The organism is Bacillus lumedeiriae (assembly GCF_044891285.1).
Classification (GTDB): Bacteria; Bacillota; Bacilli; order Bacillales; family Domibacillaceae; genus Pseudobacillus; species Pseudobacillus lumedeiriae.
The window spans coordinates 237,886-255,321 of record NZ_JAUIYO010000002.1 but is presented as its reverse complement, the minus strand read 5'-3'; the positions used below and the strand labels follow the sequence as shown (position 1 = coordinate 255,321).

General features: G+C 42.2%; 16 protein-coding genes. All 16 read right to left on the bottom strand.

Annotated features, from left to right (window positions below; genetic code table 11):
- Position 1: 1 nt before the first annotated feature.
- The 16 genes from fliG to QYG89_RS04695 all read right to left on the bottom strand — a co-directional run bounded on the left by fliG (position 2) and on the right by QYG89_RS04695 (position 17,416).
- Entirely contained in the window at positions 2-1,018 is a 1,017-nt protein-coding gene (gene fliG / locus QYG89_RS04770) for a flagellar motor switch protein FliG (protein ID WP_404315634.1), read from the bottom strand.
- 136 nt (positions 1,019-1,154) lie between these two features.
- The gene (fliF, locus tag QYG89_RS04765; RefSeq protein WP_404315100.1) at positions 1,155-2,738 is read right to left on the bottom strand and encodes a flagellar basal-body MS-ring/collar protein FliF; all 1,584 of its coding nucleotides are present in this window, start codon (positions 2,736-2,738) and stop codon (positions 1,155-1,157) included.
- A gap of 49 nt (positions 2,739-2,787) precedes the next feature.
- Positions 2,788-3,096 (bottom strand): flagellar hook-basal body complex protein FliE, encoded by a 309-nt coding sequence (gene fliE, locus QYG89_RS04760; RefSeq protein ID WP_404315098.1) that lies wholly within the window; start codon positions 3,094-3,096, stop codon positions 2,788-2,790.
- A 13-nt stretch (positions 3,097-3,109) separates the two neighbouring features.
- The gene (flgC, locus tag QYG89_RS04755) at positions 3,110-3,568 is read right to left on the bottom strand and encodes a flagellar basal body rod protein FlgC (protein ID WP_404315096.1); all 459 of its coding nucleotides are present in this window, start codon (positions 3,566-3,568) and stop codon (positions 3,110-3,112) included.
- 1 nt (position 3,569) lies between these two features.
- Positions 3,570-3,962, bottom strand: a complete 393-nt coding sequence (gene flgB / locus QYG89_RS04750) for a flagellar basal body rod protein FlgB (protein WP_404315094.1) — start codon at positions 3,960-3,962, stop codon at positions 3,570-3,572.
- A 381-nt stretch (positions 3,963-4,343) separates the two neighbouring features.
- Positions 4,344-5,123, bottom strand: coding sequence for a GTP-sensing pleiotropic transcriptional regulator CodY (codY, locus tag QYG89_RS04745; protein WP_404315092.1), 780 nt, complete (start codon positions 5,121-5,123; stop codon positions 4,344-4,346).
- Positions 5,124-5,228: 105 nt separating this feature from the next.
- Entirely contained in the window at positions 5,229-6,620 is a 1,392-nt protein-coding gene (hslU, locus tag QYG89_RS04740) for an HslU--HslV peptidase ATPase subunit (RefSeq protein ID WP_404315632.1), read from the bottom strand.
- 34 nt (positions 6,621-6,654) lie between these two features.
- Complete coding sequence (gene hslV, locus QYG89_RS04735) at positions 6,655-7,200, bottom strand: ATP-dependent protease subunit HslV (protein WP_404315090.1); 546 nt, start codon at positions 7,198-7,200, stop codon at positions 6,655-6,657.
- Positions 7,201-7,221: 21 nt separating this feature from the next.
- Positions 7,222-8,124 carry a tyrosine recombinase XerC gene (gene xerC / locus QYG89_RS04730; protein ID WP_404315088.1) on the bottom strand — a complete coding sequence of 301 codons (903 nt, stop codon included), beginning with the start codon at positions 8,122-8,124 and terminating at the stop codon, positions 7,222-7,224.
- A 60-nt stretch (positions 8,125-8,184) separates the two neighbouring features.
- Complete coding sequence (trmFO, locus tag QYG89_RS04725; protein WP_404315086.1) at positions 8,185-9,489, bottom strand: FADH(2)-oxidizing methylenetetrahydrofolate--tRNA-(uracil(54)-C(5))-methyltransferase TrmFO; 1,305 nt, start codon at positions 9,487-9,489, stop codon at positions 8,185-8,187.
- Between the two features lie 126 nt (positions 9,490-9,615).
- Positions 9,616-11,703: a type I DNA topoisomerase gene (gene topA / locus QYG89_RS04720; protein WP_404315084.1), complete on the bottom strand. Its 2,088-nt coding sequence runs from the start codon at positions 11,701-11,703 to the stop codon at positions 9,616-9,618.
- A gap of 262 nt (positions 11,704-11,965) precedes the next feature.
- A complete protein-coding gene (gene dprA / locus QYG89_RS04715) occupies positions 11,966-12,883 on the bottom strand; it encodes a DNA-processing protein DprA (RefSeq protein ID WP_404315082.1) in 918 nt (305 codons plus the stop codon).
- A 48-nt stretch (positions 12,884-12,931) separates the two neighbouring features.
- Positions 12,932-13,834 (bottom strand): succinate--CoA ligase subunit alpha, encoded by a 903-nt coding sequence (gene sucD, locus QYG89_RS04710; RefSeq protein ID WP_404315080.1) that lies wholly within the window; start codon positions 13,832-13,834, stop codon positions 12,932-12,934.
- Positions 13,835-13,868: 34 nt separating this feature from the next.
- Positions 13,869-15,032 carry an ADP-forming succinate--CoA ligase subunit beta gene (gene sucC / locus QYG89_RS04705; RefSeq protein ID WP_404315078.1) on the bottom strand — a complete coding sequence of 388 codons (1,164 nt, stop codon included), beginning with the start codon at positions 15,030-15,032 and terminating at the stop codon, positions 13,869-13,871.
- Between the two features lie 219 nt (positions 15,033-15,251).
- A complete protein-coding gene (locus tag QYG89_RS04700; protein WP_404315076.1) occupies positions 15,252-15,527 on the bottom strand; it encodes an EscU/YscU/HrcU family type III secretion system export apparatus switch protein in 276 nt (91 codons plus the stop codon).
- Positions 15,524-17,416 carry a hypothetical protein gene (locus tag QYG89_RS04695; protein ID WP_404315074.1) on the bottom strand — a complete coding sequence of 631 codons (1,893 nt, stop codon included), beginning with the start codon at positions 17,414-17,416 and terminating at the stop codon, positions 15,524-15,526. Before QYG89_RS04695 ends, QYG89_RS04700 begins: the two co-directional genes overlap by 4 nt.
- Positions 17,417-17,436 lie beyond the last annotated feature (20 nt).

Here is a 17,436-nt window from a genome sequence, read left to right as displayed (position 1 = left end):
TCTAGACAATAATGTCATCTCCCCCGCCGCGGGCAATAATGATCTCACCGGCTTCTTCGAGTCTGCGAATCGTACTTACGATACGTGACTGTGCCTCTTCCACATCGCGCAGGCGTACGGGTCCCATAAACTCCATTTCCTCTTTGAATGTTTCCATCATCCGCGCCGACATATTGCGGAAGACAATTTCTTTTACCTCTTCACTAGACACTTTTAATGACAACAATAAATCTTCATTTTCACAATCACGTATTACACGCTGGATCGAACGGTTATCCAATGTAACAATATCTTCGAAGACGAACATCCGCTTTTTAATCTCTTCAGCGAGCTCTGGATCTTGAATTTCAAGTGAATCCAAAATGGTTTTTTCCGTCGCGCGGTCCACTCCATTTAATACTTCCACAACCGCTTCTACCCCGCCCGTCTGCGTATAATCTTGCGTAACCGTTGCACTCAGCTTACGTTCAAGAATCGCTTCCACTTCATTAATAATTTCAGGAGAAGTGCTGTCCATAATGGCAATTCTTCTAGCAATATCTGCCTGGACATCCTGTGGCAGTTCAGAAAGAATCTGACCGGCTTGCTGCGGATCGAGATAGGAAAGAATTAATGCAATCGTTTGCGGGTGTTCATTTTGAATAAAGTTTAAAATTTGGCTCGCTTCTGCCTTGCGCGCAAAATCAAATGGTTTGACCTGCAAGGAAGATGTAAGCCTGTTAATAATATTTTGTGCCTGGTCTTTGCCAAGGGCTTTTTCAAGCACAGTCTTGGCATAGCCAATCCCGCCTTGGGTAATGTAATCCTGTGCAAGCGCGATATGATGAAACTCCTCAAATACTTCTTCTTTCGCTTCGGCATCCACTTTCTTGACTCCCGATATTTCCAGCGTCAGCCGTTCAATCTCTTCTTCTGATAAATGTTTGTACACAGAAGCAGATACGTCTGGACCGAGAGAAATAAGAAGAATGGCGGCTTTTTGTTTTCCCGTTAATTTTTTCTCCCTAACGGCCACAATGAAATCCTCCTATTCAAATACTGTCATTCAGGCTGTTGTCAAAGTGCGCATTCCACTGTACATCTTGAAAGACAAATCAGCCTGAGTGTGTCTACAATAAACTTTATCTATCATCTTATTCATATAGAAACAGCTGTTACTCTTCAGATAGCCAGGAGCGCAAAATCTTCGCAAACTCTTCTGGCCTCTCTTTCGCCATTTTCTCCATCTGTTTTCTGCGGACTGTCGCTTCCGTTTCCACTTCATTAATATCCGCAAGCGGCTCAGCCAGTTCTTCTTCTTCGAAGTCCTCTTCTTCCGCCTGGCGTCGTGCGCGCAAGATGAAGAACACTAGCACTCCAATAACGACAAGCATGACAGCACCGATGGCATAAGCCCACCAAGGCAGAACGGTCTGCTTTTCTTCTTCAAATTTAACTTTTCCTTTAAATGGCTGAACAGAAACGGCAACCTTGTCTGCTACATCCTGATCAGTTAATTGCTGATTGTACCCTTTATCAATAGACGTGCGGACAATTGTACCGAGCATTTGCTGAATATCGTCTATGCGCTCTTGCGGCAGGGAATCAGGATTATTCGCTGTAGGCGGCTCCACCATAACTTGAATGCCTAAATCACGTATTTTATAAGGACTTTCAGTAATTTTCTTACGAATACGATTCACTTCATTATTGATCGTTTCCTCTGAACGCTCATAATCCCCAGAGCCCCCTGCTCCTTCCATGTAAGTGGACCCTTGAGCATCAGCCGGATCTTCTCCTTGAGGAATACCGCCTGCCGCCGCTCCATCACCTGTAAAGGTTTCCGTAATTCGCTGCGCACTGATCTGGATGCCTTTCATGTTTTCTTCATCGACTGGAACAACGAGATTTTCTTCCCTGTTCTCTTCAGTGAAATCAATATCGGCCGTAACAGAAGCCACAACTTTATCTTGTCCCATCAACGTACCTAGCATATTTTGAACTTGCCGTTGAATGTCCCGTTCAATTTTTCTCTTCACTTCCATTTGCTGAACTATACTGTTTCCAGATAAAGAGCTGCCATCGTTCTGTTGATCGTAATACTCAAAGTTTTGATTCATAATCACAATATTTTCAGTTGGCAGATTGGGTACACTTTTTGAAACGAGATGATAAAGCGATTTAATTTGCTTGTCATCAAACTGATAGCCGAGCTCCGTATTCAGTACAACAGAGGCGGAAGCTTTTTCAGCATCCTCTCTTACAAATACATCTTTTTCTGGAAGATTGATCATGACTTTGGCATCTTTGACCCCTTCAATCCCCTTGATCAGCTGAGCGAGCTCCGTTTGCATAGCATCGAGCTTTAAAACGTTAAACTCGTTATCAGTCATTCCAAAACCAGCATTTTCACTGAAGAAACTGTAGTCAATGCTGCCCGACTTTGGCAGCCCTTCCGCAGCTAGATCTACTTTCAGCGAATTGACTACTTCCTCGGGCACCAATATTCCGGTTCCCCCGCTCGTAATTTCGTATTTAATTCCCCGTCCGTCTAAATTTTCTTTGATCGCTCCTGCCTCTGTAGGAGAAAGCTCACTGTAGAGCGGAACCATCGTATCTCTTGTCATAAATAGAACAAGAGCGCTAATGGCCGTGACAAACAGCAGAAAAGCTCCGATGCCGATCCACTTTTGCTTCTTCGTACGGCTAGTCCAATATTCTTTTATTCTTGTTAATTGTTGGCGTATCGTGTCATTCATTACAATCCCCCGGTTAAGTTGCTGCTAATAAAAAAGGTTGGGCTGTTTTTTATATTTGCATTCTCATGATCTCTTGATAAGCTTCTACCGCTTTATTTCGTACCTCCATCGTCAATTGCATCGTTATGCTTGCTTTTTGACTGGCAATCAGCACTTGATGAAGATCGACATTTTCTCCGCGGATCAATTTATTCGTCATGTCATTTGACTTTGCGTCAGCCCGGCTGACCTCGTTCAATGATTCTTTTAAAAACTCCGCGAAATTTTTCTGAGCCTCATACGGTGTAACAGACGGCTTTGCTTCTGCCATGTCTGTCTTTAAAAAAGGGGAAGCGCCTTGTACAGCTTGAATAGCCATTTATCTATCTCCTTTACTTACCAATCTCAAGTGCCTTCGTCATCATTGCTTTAGATGCATTAAATACAGTTACATTTGCCTCATAAGAGCGGGTAGCAGCCATTAAGTCGACCATTTCTCTTAATGGATCTACATTAGGCATTCGTACATACCCTTCTTCATTCGCATCTGGATGCACAGGGTCATAAACCATCTTAAAAGGCGTCAGATCATCTTCTACAATCTTTGTCACCTTAACACCATTCCCCGGTCCATCATTTTGGCGGCCGATCGCTTGGTTTAAATACGAGGAAAATCCCCCTTGCTTAGGCTGCAGGACAACGGCCTTTTTCCTATATGGCTCCCATTCGCCATTTACGATCCGTCCCCGCGTGGATTCCACATTCGCCATATTAGAAGAGACAACGTCCATCCGCAGGCGCTGAGCAGTTAGGGCAGATGAAGTAATATTCATTCCGTGGAATATAGACATCTTACCTTCCTCCTTTAATGATGTTTGTTAAGGAGTTGAATTTTCCACTCATCCGATCCGTCAGGGCATTAAAATAAATTTGATTCTTTGCCAGCTCGGCCATTTCCTTATCTACATCGACACTATTGCCATTTTGATTATAAGAAAGCTGTCGATCTGCTGCGATTGCTGGATGCCCTTCATTCATACGAAAGGAATAGTGCCGGGAATCTGTACGATAAGCTGTTAGTTCGTTTGTTAATGTTTCTTTAAATATTTCTGTAAATTTGACATTTTTCGACTTATAGTTTGGTGTATCCGCATTTGCAATATTATTAGCAATCGTTTTTTGCTTTAAAGCAGCATAATCAAGCCCTTTTTCAATGTTGCTAAATGAACTCGAAAAGATCTTCATTTCCCACCACTCCGTCTATCTCTATTAATAAATTTTTACCGTAACTAACCTAATTTGGAACACACCTAAAAACATTCCATTTAATTAAAAACATTGTCATCTTTCATCCTATTTTCCCTCTTTTTCTAATCCATGTTAAAAACTATAGCATAATTCCTCTACAAAACTCACCTGATTTTACATTTTTGCTAAAAAATTGACACATTTTTAACTAATTTAACAAACATAGGTATATGTATCTATATAATGCGACAATTAGAAATCACCACCACATATTTAATCACAATTTAATGAAACGAACAAATGACAAACATACTATTTTCTTGAAAATAATGAAAAAACCGCCTGTCGAAAACAGGCGGTTTCTTAGTTTGTATTTTATTAGTTTGACTTTAGTTTTTCCAATTCCATCAAAAACTTATCGTTCAACACTTTAATGTATGTGCCTTTCATTCCAAGAGAACGGGACTCAATAACACCGGCACTCTCTAGTTTACGCAATGCATTCACAATGACTGAGCGGGTAATACCAACGCGATCAGCAATTTTTGAAGCAACGAGCAAACCTTCTTTTCCATCTAACTCTTCAAAAATATGTTCAATTGCTTCTAATTCACTATATGAAAGAGAACTTATAGCCATTTGAACAACAGCCTTGCTTCTGGCTTCTTCCTCAATTTCTTCCGTCTTCTCTCGAAGGATCTCCATTCCAACAACTGTTGCTCCGTATTCAGCTAAAATTAAATCTTCGTCGTGAAACTTCTCTTCCAACCGAGCGAGAACTAATGTACCAAGGCGTTCACCTGCTCCTTTAATCGGCACAATAGTCGTATGACCATTTTTAAACAGCTCTTTGTTTTCGTATGGAAAAGCTGTATATTCACTATCCACACCGATATTAGAAGATGTTTCTTCTAAGCTAAAAAGTTTTTTCGTATACTCTTCAGGAAATTTTCGTTCGGCAAGCATTTGTTTCAGCCGATCGCTTTCAATTATCCGATTCAGACCGACGCCAAGCAGTTTTCCTCGTCGGCTGACGACATATACATTGGCCTCAATTAATCCTGATAATGATTCTGCCATTTCCTTAAAGTTTACGTGTTTGCCCGCCGCATCTTGCAGCATTTTGTTGATTTTTCTTGTTTTTTCTAGTAAATTCATGATTACTTCCTCCTACAATGACTGGTTCATCTATTGCTGATCCACATGTCATTCTTTGCAATTAACATTTGTTGTTTGATTTATGGCAAGCCATTGTTTCCGCTACTATAAAATAAACTGACTGACATCCTTGTTACGTGAAATCGCCTTTAACTTTTCATCTACATATTGCGAAGTAATAGTGATTTTCTCCAGCGTAATATCAGGTGCTTCAAAAGATAAATCTTCCAATAGCTTTTCCATAATAGTATGAAGCCGCCGCGCACCGATGTTATCTGTGCTTTGATTCACTTCAAAGGCAATTTCTGCTATTCGTTCAATAGCATCGTCAGAAAATTCAATTTCTATACCTTCTGTTTCTAATAAAGCAATATATTGTTTCATTAAAGCATTGTCCGGCTCAACTAAGATGCGCACAAAGTCTTCAACAGATAGTTTCTTCAGCTCCACGCGAATTGGAAAACGCCCTTGCAGCTCTGGAATAAGATCCGATGGTTTAGCCATATGAAAAGCGCCTGCTGCAATAAATAGGATATGGTCTGTTTTCACCGAACCGTATTTTGTCACAACGGTTGAGCCTTCCACGATCGGCAGGATATCTCTTTGGACACCCTCTCTTGACACACTGGCTGATGAAGATGCTGCACCTTTAGCTGCTACTTTATCAATTTCATCAATAAAGATAATGCCCGTCTGCTCTGCCCGTCTAACTGCCTCCTGCGTTACATCGTCCATGTCAATCAGCTTTTGGGCTTCTTCATTAATTAACACTTGACGCGCTTCCTTTACTGGCAATTTCCTCTTCTTCTTTTGCTTTGGCAATAGTCCACCGAGTACATCCTGCATATTCATGCCCATCTGTTCCATGCCAGAACCTTGGAACATGTCGAACATAGATGGCGGCTGCTCCTCGATTTCAATCGTGACTACTTCATTTTCCATCTCACCGCGCGCCAGCTTATCAGCAATCATTCTTCTCCGCTCGCGAATGGATGATTCTTCTTGAGAGTCCTCCATGTCTGCCTGCTGATCCTGGCCGCCCCCGCCAAATAGCATTTCAAATGGGTTTTTCATATTACCTGTTTTCTTTTTTTCAGGAACGAGCAGTTCAACAAGACGGCGATTAGCCGCTTCTTTTGCCGGCTCTTGTACAGATTGTACCTTTTCTTCTTTCACAACTCTTATCGCTGTTTCAGCCAAGTCGCGGACCATCGACTCTACATCCCGTCCAACATAGCCGACTTCTGTAAATTTTGTTGCTTCTACTTTAATAAAAGGAGCTCCTGACAGCTTCGCAATCCGCCGGGCAATCTCTGTCTTCCCGACCCCTGTCGGTCCGATCATTAATATATTTTTAGGAATGACTTCATCTCGAATCTCATCGCTTAATAGACTCCGCCGATAACGGTTGCGCAGAGCAACGGCCACCGCTTTTTTTGCGTCTTTTTGGCCGACAATGTATTGGTCAAGCCGTTCCACAATTTGTCTCGGTGTCAATTGTAGTGATTTTCTCTCCACGTTTTTCACTCCTTTACTCCAGTTCTTCCACTATGATTTGATCATTCGTATATACACAGATCTCGCCGGCAATTTCTAAGGAAGCTTTAGCGATTTCTCTTGCTGTCAAATATTCTCCCGAATAAGTTTTCAATGCGCGGCCCGCTGCTAAAGCAAAATTGCCTCCAGAACCAATCGCTAAAATGCCATCATCCGGTTCAATGACTTCTCCTGTTCCGGAAACGAGCAAAATATTTGAGCGATCCATCACGATCAGCATCGCTTCCAGCCGGCGTAACACTTTATCAGAACGCCATTCTTTGGCAAGCTCTACCGCTGCACGCTGCAAATTGCCGTTATATTCTTCAAGCTTGTGCTCAAATAGTTCAAACAGCGTGAACGCATCAGCAACAGACCCGGCAAAGCCGGCAAGTACTTTTCCATTAAATAATTTACGTACTTTTCTCGCTGTATGCTTCATAACGACGGCATTCCCGAACGTCACTTGCCCGTCACCAGACATTGCACACTCACCTTTATGATGAACAGCAAAAATCGTGGTTGCATGAAACTGTTCCATAAATTCCAATTCCTCCTTTACTTACGCACGGGGATGATGAATTACATACGTCTTTCTCAAATGTTCTTTCGTCACATGCGTATATACTTGAGTAGAAGATAGATGATCATGTCCAAGCAGTTCCTGAACCGTTCTCAAATCTGCTCCATTGTTTAACAGATGAGTAGCAAATGTGTGGCGCAGCATATGAGGATGAATCTTTCTTGTTAAGGAAGCTTTCTCGATCAATTTTGTTAAAATATGGCGAATGCCTCTCGGAGTCAGCGGTCTGCCTCGGTGGTTAACGAATAAAAAAGAATGGCTGTCTGCGGACTTCATGAGAAAGTGTCTCGCGGTTGCTATGTATCGCTCTATTGCCTCATGGGCAAAGCTTCCGAAAGGCACGTACCGTTCTTTATTCCCTTTTCCTTTTACGAGTAACACAGAAAGATCAAAATCAATATGCGTTAATTCGATCCCTGTACATTCACTCACACGAATGCCTGTTGCATATAAAAGCTCCAATATTGCTTTGTTGCGGATCTGTAAAGGCTCTTCTCCTTCACACACAGCAAAAAGCTCTTCCATCTCTTCTTCGTAAAAAAAGGATGGGAGCTTCTTTGCCCCTTTTTGCTGCTGCACGAGCAAGAAAGGATTCTCCGTTATGACCTGTTCCCTGGATAAAAAACGAAAAAAGCTGCGTAAACTGGAAACCCTTCTAGCAATAGTAGAGCGGGACAATTGTTTTTCATGTAAGGCCGTTAAATACAAACGCGCGTCCGAATACTCGACATCTTTCAAATCCTCAATACTTTGTTCATTAGTGAACTTAAGAAATTCTTCAATATCGTATTGATAATACTCGATCGTGTAATTAGAGTACTGTTTTTCGATTTGTAGAAACTCGATAAAAGATTGTAAATATTCATTGGAAGTTTTTGTCATATGCACACCCCGTTAAAGCTACTAAATAGTATCACAATCAATTACCCCTTGCAAGAAAGTTTACAAACTTTTCGAAAAAGTGTGAATTGTTTCCAATGCCCGCTTAGCGTGTGCTTCATACCTTTCTTTCTTATTTCTAATTTTAACCGGAAGATCAGGAAATAAACCAAAGTTCGCATTCATCGGCTGGAAGTTTTTTTCGTTCGTTGTCGTAATATAATGAGCCATACTGCCAAGAGCTGTTTCTGCCGGCACCACTACTGGCTCCTCTCCTAAGGCAAGACGCGCTGCATTTATTCCAGCAACTAAACCGCTTGCTGCGGACTCCACATAGCCTTCAACACCTGTCATTTGTCCAGCAAAGAATAAGTCATTGCGATCTTTAAACTGATATGTCGGCTTTAATACTTTTGGAGAATTAATGAATGTGTTTCGGTGCATCACTCCATAACGGACAACTTCAGCCTGTTCAAGACCTGGAATCAGCTGCAGCACCTCTTTTTGCGGTCCCCATTTTAAATGTGTTTGGAAACCAACGATGTTGTAAAGCGTTCCGGCTGCATCATCCTGGCGCAGCTGCACGACTGCATACGGTCTTTTACCTGTTTTAGGATCTTCTAATCCAACTGGCTTCATCGGTCCAAACAACAGCGTTTTCTTTCCACGCTTAGCCAGAACTTCTACAGGCATACATCCTTCAAAGAAAATTTCTTTCTCAAATTCTTTTAAAGGAACCGTTTCCGCTGTAATGAGCGCCTCATAAAATCTGTCAAACTCTTCTTCTGTCATTGGACAATTTAAATAAGCGGCTTCCCCTTTATCATAACGCGATTTTAAATAAGCCTTATTCATATCTATGCTGTCTTTCTCAATAATAGGAGCGGCAGCATCATAAAAATAGAGATATTCTTCACCAGTTAATTCTTTCAGTGTCTGCGACAAAGATTCACTGGTCAGCGGGCCGGTAGCAATAACGGTAATGCCTTCTGGAATATCGGTCACTTCTTCGTTAAATACCGTCACGTTCGGATGATTTTTCACGCGCTCCGTAACATTGCCGGCAAATTCATGGCGATCAACCGCAAGCGCCCCCCCGGCTGGAACAGAGCAATGGTCTGCTGACGAAATAATGACTGAATTTAACACTCTCATCTCTTCTTTTAATACGCCAACCGCATTGGTGAGAGCATTTGCCCGCAGTGAATTGCTGCAAACAAGTTCCGCAAACTTATCTGTATGATGAGCAGGGGTTTGTCTGACTGGGCGCATTTCAAATAAATTCACTTTCACGCCCCGCTCAGCGATTTGAAAAGCAGCTTCACTTCCCGCCAGGCCCGCTCCAATCACATTAACGAATGGTTCCATTATGTTCAGCCTCCTGAATAAATAGTAGTACGTACAATTATATCCCTAAAGCATTGTACAATAGACGTTCGTATAAAAAAAGCATTATATACGAAAACAAATAAAAAAAGCGGGAACATCCCGCTTTTAGACTTGCGTTTCTTCTTTATAGTCACACGCTGTGCATTGAATTTGCACACCTTTTTTCAACTTTTTCTCAACGAGCATCTGTTCACATTTCGGACACTTCCGCTCAATCGGCTTATCCCACGATAGGAAATCACACTCTGGAAAACGGTCACATCCGTAAAAGATCCGCTTCTTTTTACTTTTTCTTTCTATTATATTTCCTTCGTTACACTTCGGACATTTCACACCGATTTCTTTCACAATTGCTTTTGTATTTCGGCAGTCAGGGAAATTGCTGCAAGCCATGAATTTACCGTACCGGCCCATTTTGAATACCATTGGATGGCCACAGCTTTCACAATCCTCGCCTGCAGGTTCATCTTTGATCTCTACTTTTTCCATTTCTGCTTCTGCTTTCACTAAATGCTGCGCGAAGCCTTGGTAGAATCCATCGATGACTTCTGCCCACTCCACTTGTCCATCTTCTACGTTGTCCAAGTCTTTCTCCATTTTCGCTGTGAATTCCACATCAATAATATCTGAAAAGAATTCTGCCATTAGTTCATGGACAATTTCACCAAGTTCTGTCGGTACAAATCGTTTATTATCTAAAGCGACATACCCCCGTTTTTGAATCGTATCCAGTGTAGGAGCAAACGTGGAAGGTCGGCCGATACCAAGCTCTTCAAGGGTTTTAACGAGCCTCGCTTCTGTATAGCGGGGAGGCGGCTGAGTAAAGTGCTGTTTTGGATCAATCGTTTCGGACGTTACTTTGTCCCCTTGTTCAAGGTTAGGAAGCTGTTTTTCTTTCTCTTCCTGACCATCGTCTGATCCTTCTACATACACTTTCATAAATCCTTGGAATTTGACTTTCGAACCAGTTGCCCGAAAAGTAATCTCTCCATTCACAAGGTCAGCACTGACTGTATCCATAACAGCTGATGACATCTGACTGGCAAGAAAACGTTCCCATATGAGCTTATACAGCCTTAACTGATCACGCGACAAAAATTCTTTTAATGCACTAGGTTCCTTCCACACACTCGTTGGACGGATCGCTTCATGTGCATCTTGGGCGTTAGACGGTTTTTTTTCTTTTTTCTCTTTCTTTTCTTCTACTTGTTTCGTGTATTCTTTGCCATGGGTAGATTCAATGAATTCGTACGCTTCTTTTTGGGCGATTTCTGAAATTCTCGTGGAATCTGTTCTCATGTACGTAATTAATCCGACTGTGCCTTCCTTGCCTAAATCAATCCCTTCGTATAATTGTTGGGCAAGCATCATTGTTTTCTTGGCTCTGAAGTTTAGCTTACGGGCTGCTTCCTGCTGAAGAGATGATGTAGTAAACGGCGGTGCCGGATTTCTCTTCCGCTCTTTCTTTGTGACACTAGCAAGTTCAAATTCATTTCCTTTGATCGCTGCAAGAATCTCTTTTACTTCTTCTTCTGATTTCAATGCGACTTTCTTTCCATTTTTCCCGTAAAAAGACGCGGAAAATGAACTTGTCTCTTTTAAAAACTGCGCATCAATCGTCCAGTACTCTTCTGGAATGAATTTGCCAATTTCTTTCTCTCTATCGATGATCAGGCGTAAGGCAACGGATTGAACACGGCCGGCGCTTAATCCTTTCTTCACTTTCTTCCAGAGCAGCGGGCTAATATTATAGCCGACGAGTCTATCAAGAATACGGCGGGCTTGCTGAGCATCAACAAGATCCATATTAATCGGCCTTGGATGCTTAAATGATTCTTTAATCGCATCTTTCGTAATTTCATTAAAGACGACACGGCAATCTGATGTCGTGTCTAGATCCAGACTATGTGCCAGATGCCACGCAATGGCTTCTCCTTCTCTATCGGGGTCAGCTGCGAGATAGATCTTTTTCGCTTTCTTAGCAGCTGCCTTTAACTCTTTCAGCACAGGTCCTTTTCCGCGGATCGTAATGTATCTTGGTTCGTATTTATTGTCTATATCAACACCCATTTGACTTTTTGGTAAATCGCGCACATGGCCCATGGATGCTTTTACTTTATACTTCTTCCCCAAATAACGCTCAATGGTTTTCGCTTTTGCAGGGGACTCTACTATTACTAAGTACTCTGACATGTATAAACCTCCCCCTAGAGGTAAAAATAAATAGATGTAACAAACATTATTAGCCGGTTTGATGACAGTTGTCAATCAAATACACATATGTTTTTCTATTTGTTTTTCTCTATCCGGTTATATATTTTACTTTTTTAAAGGATTGATTCTTTTGCAAAATTTAATACAGTTTACAAATAAAAGCAACCTTTTTTTATAAAAGAAGGAAAAATAACAGAAAGATCACCATAAAAAACTGACCTTTTCCTTCTAGGGTTTCTGCTTATTTTTTGATAATTTCTGACAATATGTCTGCACTCGTCTGCACCAATTTTGCCCCGTCGCTGATTAATTCATTCGTCCCAGCAGACAGCGGATCATCTATTCTTCCAGGCACACAAAATACTTCCCGCCCTTGCTCCAATGCATAATGAGCAGTAATTAACGAGCCGCTTTTTTTACCAGCCTGTACGACTACGGTACCAAGGGCTAAGCCGCTAATGATGCGGTTTCTAGCAGGAAAGTGCCATTTCTCCGGTTTCACTTCTGGCGGATATTCCGACAAAATCAGACCTGACTGTAAAATTTTTTTCGCTAAAGGAATATTTTCTCTGGGGTAAAAATGATGAAATCCGCCAGCTATTACAGCGATCGTTTTCCCTCCTTTATATAATGCCTCCTCATGTGCAAAAGCATCCACCCCTTTTGCCAATCCACTGACAATGACACAGTCGTTTTCAACAAGCAGCGGCATCAACAATTGAATGACTTTACGCCCATATTCATCAGCATCCCGGGCTCCAACAATCGCAAGCTTCCTATCATCAGCAAGCATGGCGGTGCTGCCTGATGCATAAAGAACCCACGGAGGCTGCGGCAGTGTTTTTAACAGTGGCGGGTAAAATGAGCTATAAATGGGAATCACAGAAATCCCCTGATCTCTATATTTTCTTAATAAAGGCTGGGTCAGGCTTGCAGCGAGTTGTTCAACAATCGGAATGGAGCGGGAAGAAGGAATAGCAAGTACGCTGGAGATATAGGATGCGGAATATTGATAGAGGTTTTTCAAGTCAGGCTCCTGCTTTAAAAGCAAGTAGATAGCTTTCCAGCCAAGCCCTCGGCAATGCTGCAGACGGATGATTTTTTCTGTTAATTCATCCAGTTTAAACGCCCCCTTTTTATGAGAAAGGCTGTCCCCCAAGCGTCTGTTTCTTTGCTTTGGAGACAGCCTTTTAATTATTTACATAAATTAATGAGTTTTACACTCTTCGTAAATGCCTTTTTCTTTGATCACTTCGATCAATGTTTCACCCATAACAGATGGAGTTTCAGCTACTTTAATACCGCATTCGTTCATAACACGGATTTTTTCGTCAGCTGTTCCTTTTCCGCCAGAAATGATCGCACCAGCATGGCCCATGCGTTTTCCTGGAGGAGCCGTACGGCCGCCGATGAAGCCTACGACTGGCTTCGTCATATTTTCTTTTACCCAAAGAGCAGCTTCTTCTTCAGCTGTTCCGCCAATTTCACCGATCATAATGACAGCTTTTGTTTCTGGGTCTTCATTGAATGCTTTTAACACATCAATAAAGTCTGTACCGTTTACTGGGTCTCCACCGATACCAACAGCTGTTGATTGGCCGATACCTGCTTGTGACAATTGGTGTACTGCTTCATATGTTAATGTACCAGAACGGGAAACAACACCGACATGGCCTTTTGTATGAATGTAACCAGGCATAATACCGATTTTACATTCACCAGGTGTGATCACACCTGGGCAGTTTGGCCCAACTAGACGAGTTTTCTTGCCTTGCATATAACGTTTTACTTTTACCATATCCAATACTGGAATGTGTTCAGTAATACAAATAACAAGATCCAATTCTGCATCTACTGCCTCAGTGATTGCATCTGCTGCGAATGGAGCTGGAACGTAAATGACAGAAGCGTTCGCGCCTGTCGCTTTTACCGCTTCTTCTACTGTGTTGAATACCGGAACGCCTTCTACCTCTGTTCCGCCTTTTCCAGGTGTTACCCCGCCAACGATTTGTGTGCCATATTCAAGCATTTGTTTTGTATGGAATAAAGCGGTAGAACCAGTAATACCTTGAACGATTACTTTTGTGTCTTTATTAACAAATACACTCATGACTATACCTGCCTTTCTCTGGTCAACTCTAAAATTATTTGCCTACAAGCTCAACGATTTTTTGTGCGCCGTCAGCCATGGACTCAGCTGCAACAATTTGAATGTCGGATTCATTTAAGATTTTCTTACCTAAGTCAACGTTTGTTCCTTCTAAACGAACAACGAGCGGTACAGATAAACCGACTTGTTTCGCTGCTTCTACTACACCAGTTGCAATAACGTCACATTTCATAATTCCACCAAAAATGTTAACGAAGATTCCTTTAACATTTTTGTCAGAAAGGATAATTTTAAATGCTTCTGTTACTTTTTCAGCTGTCGCGCCGCCCCCAACATCAAGGAAGTTCGCTGGATCGCCGCCATAATGTTTGATGATGTCCATTGTAGCCATAGCAAGGCCTGCCCCATTAACCATACAGCCAATGTTGCCATCAAGGGAGATATAGCTTAAGTCATATTTGGATGCTTCGATTTCTTTTGGATCTTCTTCTTCTAGATCGCGATATTCTACAATATCTTTATGGCGGTATAATGCGTTAGAATCAAAGTTGATTTTCGCATCAAGTGCCATAACATTTCCGTCACCCGTAACAACTAATGGGTTGATTTCAGCAATAGAAGCGTCTTTGTCAATAAACGCTGTGTAAAGACCCATCATGAATTTTACCGCTTTGTTGACAAGGTTAGCTGGAATGTTGATATTGAAAGCGATGCGGCGTGCTTGGTATGGCATTAAGCCAGTTACCGGATCAATGTATTCTTTGAAAATTTTCTCCGGAGTTGCTTCCGCTACTTCTTCAATTTCTGTTCCGCCTTCTTCGGAAGCCATTAATACGACTTGAGAAGTTGCACGGTCAAGAACAAGACCAACATAATATTCTTTTTGAATATCGCAGCCTTCTTCGATCAGCAAACGCTTCACTTCTTTACCTTCTGGACCCGTTTGATGTGTGACGAGCGTCTTACCTAAAATTTCTTCAGCATATGTACGCACTTCATCAATATTTTTCGCAACTTTAACTCCGCCCGCTTTTCCGCGGCCGCCTGCATGAATTTGCGCTTTAACAACGCAAACTTCCGTGCTAAGTTGTTTCGCTGCTTCCACTGCTTCTTCTACAGAAAAAGCAACTTTACCGTTTGGAACGGCTACCCCATAATTTCTGAGGATTTCTTTCCCTTGATACTCATGGATATTCATACTCCATCCTCCTATCAATCTCAAAAAAGTGGACTGCGTTACCATTGTATATAAACTCGGTATGCCTGTCTAGATGTTGAACATAAATTTGTTATTGTTCGTCTCTTTTATGACCATGATTCCTTGTTTACATGTTCAAAGCTCTTTTTTTTGCTAAAAATGGATATTCTTTCACAGTCCCTGCTATTTATTACCCTTCCCCTGAATTGTTCACATCATTCATTTATTTTTTTGTTGATCCAGACGGTAAATAAACGCAAATACTTCTGCTACCACTTGATAAAGTTCTTCAGGAATCGATTCGTTAATTTCCAGCTTGCCTAATAGTTCGACGAGGCTTGGGTCTTCCTGAATAGGGATATTGTGTTCCTTCGCTTTTTCAAGAATGTTCTCCGCTATTTTCCCTTTTCCTTTAGCGATCAACGCAGGGGCTTGACTTTTATCCGGCCGGTAAGAAAGAGCCGCCGCCTGCTTTCTCTTTATCTCTTTGTTCATATCCGAATATCTACTCCTTCATACGGCAATGCTTTCATTACCTGAACGAGCGGAAGCTGTGCATCCTTTTTTGGCTGTTTAAATTGGACGCTCGACAATTGATAGCCCTTTTCCTCTATTCCTGCTTTTAATGCCGGTATAAGGGCCTCGGCCATCGCTTTCAATCCGGGGGTTTCATTAAATACTTGCAGCTGTATAATCCGATTTTGCACTTGCATATCAATAACCGTTTCTTTAAGCTGTTCCAAATTTAAATAAAACAACACTCGACAGTAATCCGCATCCAGTTTGCCGCTGGCTGTTCTTTTTCCTGACCATTGCAGCGTCAATTCCGTATGAAAACCGAACAAATTGACCGGCACTTGCATGACTAGCTGCTGCAGCGGCCCCTGCTCGGCAGAAAGCAGCTGCTGGACATTCATCCGCCCAATCAGCTGTTCCGCAAGCTCTCTTACTTGGATAGGTATATTTTCGCTGAGCAGGCGCAGAAGCTGGGGCTTAAGCATGCTTTCTAGTTCCGCTTGTTCAGCCTTCCCAGCCTGAAGAAGTCCTTCTAAATCAACCCCAAGAAGTTGAAACGTATCTTTAATGAATGCATGTGCCTCTTTGGCAGACAAATGAAGCCGCATATCGTTTTCTACAGCAAATGCAACTTTCTGAAAAAGAATTTCTTTTCCTGTAAGTGATGTAATAATAGCTGAAGAATGAATCTTTGCCCCTTCATTTTTAACCGCATTCATCAATTCATCCGCTTCCTTGTTAAAAAGCGATGCTAGCTGCCGGATGGCCTCCTGCGGCTGCTCTTGGTGAATGCTCACTTTCGCAGCAGTTTTGAAAATAGCTGCTAATTGTTCATTTGTCGCTTTTACATCTTTTAGCCCAGCCATTAGTTGCTTGATTTCTTCTGTCAACGACTGGCTCACACCCTTGTCGGCCGTTCGGGTACTTTGCATTAGAGCGTTCTCTAATCGCTGCTGGGGCTCTTTTCCGGACGGCTGATGAATGAACTGGCTGATCACTTCTTTTAAAGACATTGATCCGCTTTCAGTACGCATTTGTCCCTTTATATCAGGCGGCTGCCCCCCTTCTTTCTTCCACTGGCGCATCATTTCAACGAGCATATCATCTATGCTTTCTGCCTTTTCCGGAATCATCCCCCACGATTTAACTAGATCAACGGCTGGTGTTCTTGCAGCTGCGGTCTTTTCTGAAAATAATAACTGATCCATCACGGCAGAAAGCACTCTTTGAACCGTATGCTTTTCAAGAGGGCTTTGCCATTCTTTTAATAGTTTTAAGAGCGTATTTGCCGAATCTGAAGGCTGCTTCAACTGGTGAAGCTGATTTATTAACCCTTCTGTTAATTTACTGATGGTCGCTGGAGATTGCGCTGTCATTAATGATTGAAATACATCCTTCGTCAGCGGAAGAGAGCGCTCAGCCATCATTTTGATCACTTGTATTCCTTCTGTGACTGATCCCTTTGCAAGCCACTCTGCAGCCTTCACAATCGCCTCCTTTGATAAAGGCCGATTTTCTTTCATCATCATTTCCACGAACGCTCTATTTTCTTCTGTCAGCGGCAAAGATAGCTGTAGCAATAAACTCCGGGCCATCGTTGACACATCTCCCTTTGCAGCTGCCGGCGATGTCACAACGTTCAATTGCAGCTGTTCGGCGTTCGACACGACGCGAAACCAATATCTTTCTCCTGACTGGAGGGGCACTTCTAATTTCGCAATCATTGTGGTTGTTCCCGTTGACAGTTCAGCCATTCCATTCGGCAGCATTTTCACCACTTTAGCTGGAAACACCTCTCCTTCCCGCATTTGTGTCACTCTTTCTTTTCCAAGAAGGCCTTGTGAAAGAGCAGCTTGTTGGATAAACACTGTATTCACCTCCGTTATTT

Coding starts and splice junctions, on each gene's coding strand:
- codY (WP_404315092.1), bottom strand. CDS start 5,123: ATGAATTTACTAGAAAAAACAAGAAAAATCAACAAAATGCTGCAAGAT.
- QYG89_RS04700 (WP_404315076.1), bottom strand. CDS start 15,527: ATGAACAAAGAGATAAAGAGAAAGCAGGCGGCGGCTCTTTCTTACCGG.
- hslV (WP_404315090.1), bottom strand. CDS start 7,200: ATGGAACAGTTTCATGCAACCACGATTTTTGCTGTTCATCATAAAGGT.
- xerC (WP_404315088.1), bottom strand. CDS start 8,124: ATGACAAAAACTTCCAATGAATATTTACAATCTTTTATCGAGTTTCTA.
- flgB (WP_404315094.1), bottom strand. CDS start 3,962: ATGAAGATCTTTTCGAGTTCATTTAGCAACATTGAAAAAGGGCTTGAT.
- flgC (WP_404315096.1), bottom strand. CDS start 3,568: ATGTCTATATTCCACGGAATGAATATTACTTCATCTGCCCTAACTGCT.
- trmFO (WP_404315086.1), bottom strand. CDS start 9,489: ATGGAACCATTCGTTAATGTGATTGGAGCGGGCCTGGCGGGAAGTGAA.
- sucD (WP_404315080.1), bottom strand. CDS start 13,834: ATGAGTGTATTTGTTAATAAAGACACAAAAGTAATCGTTCAAGGTATT.
- fliF (WP_404315100.1), bottom strand. CDS start 2,738: ATGAATGACACGATACGCCAACAATTAACAAGAATAAAAGAATATTGG.
- topA (WP_404315084.1), bottom strand. CDS start 11,703: ATGTCAGAGTACTTAGTAATAGTAGAGTCCCCTGCAAAAGCGAAAACC.
- fliE (WP_404315098.1), bottom strand. CDS start 3,096: ATGGCTATTCAAGCTGTACAAGGCGCTTCCCCTTTTTTAAAGACAGAC.
- sucC (WP_404315078.1), bottom strand. CDS start 15,032: ATGAATATCCATGAGTATCAAGGGAAAGAAATCCTCAGAAATTATGGG.